The 3640-nt window shown below is 70.5% G+C and carries 4 protein-coding genes; 3 read left to right on the top strand and 1 reads right to left on the bottom strand.

The window, feature by feature from the left end; translation table 11 throughout:
* Nucleotides 1–41: 41 nt before the first annotated feature.
* Nucleotides 42–641: a TetR/AcrR family transcriptional regulator gene (locus E7Z54_RS18475; protein ID WP_136436197.1), complete on the bottom strand. Its 600-nt coding sequence runs from the start codon at nucleotides 639–641 to the stop codon at nucleotides 42–44.
* 50 nt (nucleotides 642–691) lie between these two features.
* Between E7Z54_RS18475 and E7Z54_RS18470 the strand changes: the two genes are divergently transcribed.
* The 3 genes from E7Z54_RS18470 to E7Z54_RS18460 all read left to right on the top strand — a co-directional run.
* Entirely contained in the window at nucleotides 692–2203 is a 1512-nt protein-coding gene (locus E7Z54_RS18470) for a flavin-containing monooxygenase (protein WP_136436196.1), read from the top strand.
* On the top strand, nucleotides 2200–3042 hold the full coding sequence (locus E7Z54_RS18465) for an SDR family NAD(P)-dependent oxidoreductase (RefSeq protein WP_136436195.1): 843 nt from the start codon (nucleotides 2200–2202) through the stop codon (nucleotides 3040–3042). Before E7Z54_RS18470 ends, E7Z54_RS18465 begins: the two co-directional genes overlap by 4 nt.
* Nucleotides 3043–3076: 34 nt before the next feature.
* The coding region (locus tag E7Z54_RS18460) for an FUSC family protein (protein ID WP_206056389.1) at nucleotides 3077–3640 on the top strand (564 nt) is incomplete at its 3' end.

The following is a 3640-nucleotide window of genomic DNA, read 5'->3' as shown; positions in this document are numbered from 1 at the left end:
ACACCGCGCCCCCTCGCGCCGCACACCGCGCCCCCTCGCGGTCAGGGGAGGGTGTCCACCAGTGCGGGGAGGGAGGTGGTGATGACGTGCAGCAGCTCTTCGCGGGTGAGGGGGGTGGGGTCGGCGCACCAGGACAGCACGAGGTCCTCGACCATGCTCTGCCAGGCCCGGACGAGGAGGCGGGTGGCGGGGGTGTCGGGGATGATCGCGTCGTCCGGCTGTGCGAAGACCCGGTCGGCCATCGCCTCGAAGGTCGTCTCGTAGATCGCGCGCAACGCCTCGTTGCCGCCGCCGGCGGCCTTCACCAGCGAGCGGTACCCGGCGTGGTTGGCCTGCACGTAGTCGACGTACGCGGTGATCGACGTGTGCAGGCGCTGGAGCGGCTCACCGCCGGCGGGCGGGGCGGTCTGGGCGAAGAGGTCGTCGGCCGCGTGCTGGACGACGGCCTCGTAGAAGCCCTGCTTGCCGCCGAAGTAGTGGTAGAGCAGCCCGCGCGAGATACCGGCCTCCTCGGCCAGCACGTCGATCGAGAGCTCATCGAGCGACCGGGTCGCAAGCAGCCGCACGCCGAGGTCGAGGAGCTGGCTGCGCCGCTGGTCCGGCGCGAGCCGGATCCGGTGGGAGCGGGTGGCGGTCGTCACCCGTCACACTATATTGACAGTTGTTCAATAGCGGCAATACCGTCGATCTTATGAGCTCCAGCGAGGACATCCGCACCACGACGACCGTCGACCATCTGATCGTTGGGGCCGGGTTCGGCGGCCTGTGCACCGCGATCAAGCTGAACGAGGCCGGCGAGAGCGACTTCGTCGTGATCGAGAAGGACAGCGACGTCGGCGGCACCTGGCACATCAACACCTACCCGGGCGCGGCCTGCGACGTGCCGAGCCAGCTCTACTCGTTCTCGTTCGCGCTCAACCCCGACTGGACCTCGGCGTTCTCGCCGCAGCCGGAGATCCAGGCCTACATCCGCCGGGTCGCGGAGGAGTCGGGCACGCTGGACCGGTTCGTGTTCGACACCGCCGTCACCGACGCGACGTGGGACCAGGACGCGCAGCGATGGCTCGTCCGCACCACGGGCGCGACCTACGCGGCACGCAGCCTGATCGTCGGCAGCGGCGGCCTCTCGGAGCCGAAGCTGCCCGACATCGACGGCATCGACTCCTTCCAGGGAGAGGTCTTCCACTCCGCCCGCTGGAACCACGAGGCCGAGCTGGCCGGCAAGCGGATCGCCGTGATCGGGACCGGCGCCTCGGCGGTCCAGATCGTGCCCGAGCTGCAGAAGGTCGCCGCCCGGGTGGACGTCTACCAGCGCACGCCCAACTGGGTGATCCCACGCAACGAGCGCTCCTTCACCGCCCTGGAGAAGGCCGTCTTCCGCAGGCTCCCCGTCGTCCAGCGTGCCGCCCGCGCCGCCGTGTACGCCGGCCTCGAGGCCCGTGTGCCGGCGTTCACGCGGTTGCCGGCCCTGATGAACGTGGTCGAGGCCGTGGCGAAGCGCAACATCCGCCGCGGCATCACCGACCCCGAGCTCCGGAAGAGGGTCACCCCGACCTACCGGGCCGGCTGCAAGCGGATCCTGATCTCCAACACCTGGTACCCCGCGCTCGACTCCGACAACGTCGAGCTGGTCACCGACCCGATCGTCAAGGTCACGCCGAGTGGGATCGTGACCGCCGACGGCGCCGAGCGCGAGATCGACGTGCTGGTCGTCGCGACCGGGTTCCACGTCACCGACCAGCCGATGGCCTCGCACGTCACCGGCCGCGACGGCCGCACTCTCGCCGAGACGTGGGCGGAGAGGGGCATGCGCGCCTACAAGGGCACGACCGTGCACGGGTTCCCCAACTACTTCCACCTGGTCGGGCCGAACACCGCGCTCGGTCACTCGAGCATGATCTTCATCATCGAGTCCCAGGTCGCCTACCTGACCGAGGCGCTGCGCACCATGCGCAGTCAGCGGCTCGCGACCGTCGAGCCGACCATCGAGGCCCAGGACTCCTGGAGCGACCGCGTCCAGGCGCGGATGAAGCCGACGGTGTGGACCACCGGCGGCTGCGCGAGCTGGTACCTCGACGAGCACGGCAACAACACCACGCTGTGGCCGGGCCAGACGTTCACGTTGAGGCGACTGCTGTCCCGGTTCGACCTCGACCAGTACGACGTCCGGCCGGTCGAGCAGCGAGAGGCGGTCAGCGCGTGAGGACCCTCGCCGACAAGGTCGTCGTCATCACCGGCGCGAGCTCCGGCATCGGCCGCGCACTCGCGGTGAACCTGGCGCGCAGGGGCTCGCACCTGGCGCTCTCCGACATCGACGAGGCGGGGCTCGCCGAGACGGTCTCGCTGGCCACCCAGGCCGGCGCACCCCAGGTCCGCTCCGACCGACTCGACGTCGCCGACCGGGAGGCCGTCGCCGGGTACGCCACGCAGGTCGCCGACCACTTCGGCCGGGTGAACGTGGTGATCAACAACGCGGGCGTCGCGCTCGCCGGTGACGTGGCGGACCTGACGTACGAGGACATGGAGTGGATCACCGACATCAACTTCTGGGGTGTCGTCCACGGCACCAAGGAGTTCCTGCCGCACCTGATCGCCTCCGGCGACGGCCATGTCGTGAACCTCTCCTCGCTGTTCGGACTGATCGCGATCCCGGGCCAGAGCGCCTACAACGCGACGAAGTTCGCGGTCCGCGGCTTCACCGAGGCGCTCCGCCAGGAGATGCTGATCGGCAGGCACAGGGTCGGCGTCAGCTGCGTCCACCCCGGCGGCATCAAGACCGCCATCGCCCGCAACGCGCGGGTGGCGGCGACCGAGGACAAGCAGAAGACCGCGGAGCTGTTCGACAGGAAGCTCGCGAAGATGACGCCCGAGCGGGCCGCCGAGATCATCGTCAAGGGCATCCGGAGGAACCAGGCCCGCGTGCTGGTCGGCATCGACGCCCATGCCCTGCACCACTTCGCCAAGCTCGCCGGCTCTCGCTACGAGGACGTCGTCGCGCTGGCGTCGAGGAAGCTGCTGCCGCCCAAGACCACGGTGGTCTGAGCGCACCGCCCACGGCTCGTGGGACCATGCGCGCATGGAGGTGCCCCTGGAGCAGATGTGGGCCCGCAGCCGGCTCTCCGTGCGTGGCCGGCTCGCCCGGTGGCGCAGCAAGTCGTGGGTGGTCGCCCAGTGTGCGATCGCTGCCGGCGTGGCGTGGTGGATCGCCGCTGACCTGGTCGGGCACGAGACGCCGTTCTTCGCGCCGATCGCCGCGGTGGTCTCGCTCGGCACCTCCTACGGCCAGCGGCTCCGGCGGGTCGTGGAGGTCACCCTGGGTGTCGCCATCGGCGTGCTCGTCGCCGACCTGCTCGTCACCTGGATCGGCTCGGGTGCCTGGCAGCTGGGGCTCATCGTGCTCCTCGCCATGTCGACCGCGCTGCTGCTCGACGCCGGGATCCTCTTCGTCACCCAGGCGGCCGTGCAGTCGATCGTGGTGGCCGCGCTGGTGCCCGGCGCCGAGGGCGCGTTCCTCCGCTGGACCGACGCACTGATCGGTGGTGGCGTCGCGCTGGTGGCGGCGATGATCGTCCCCGCCGCGCCCCTGCGGCGTCCGCGCGAGCAGGCCGCCGCGGTCGCCCGCAAGATCGCCGAGCTGCTG

Source organism: Nocardioides sp., from assembly GCF_004803405.1.
GTDB lineage: Bacteria > Actinomycetota > Actinomycetes > Propionibacteriales > Nocardioidaceae > Nocardioides > Nocardioides vastitatis.
The sequence above is the reverse complement of the archived record's forward strand: the minus strand, read 5'-3'. Positions and strand labels throughout refer to the sequence as shown.

Bases quoted from the DNA above. Each gene is read 5' to 3' on its own strand.
- E7Z54_RS18470 (WP_136436196.1), top strand. From the start codon at position 692: ATGAGCTCCAGCGAGGACATCCGCACCACGACGACCGTCGACCATCTG.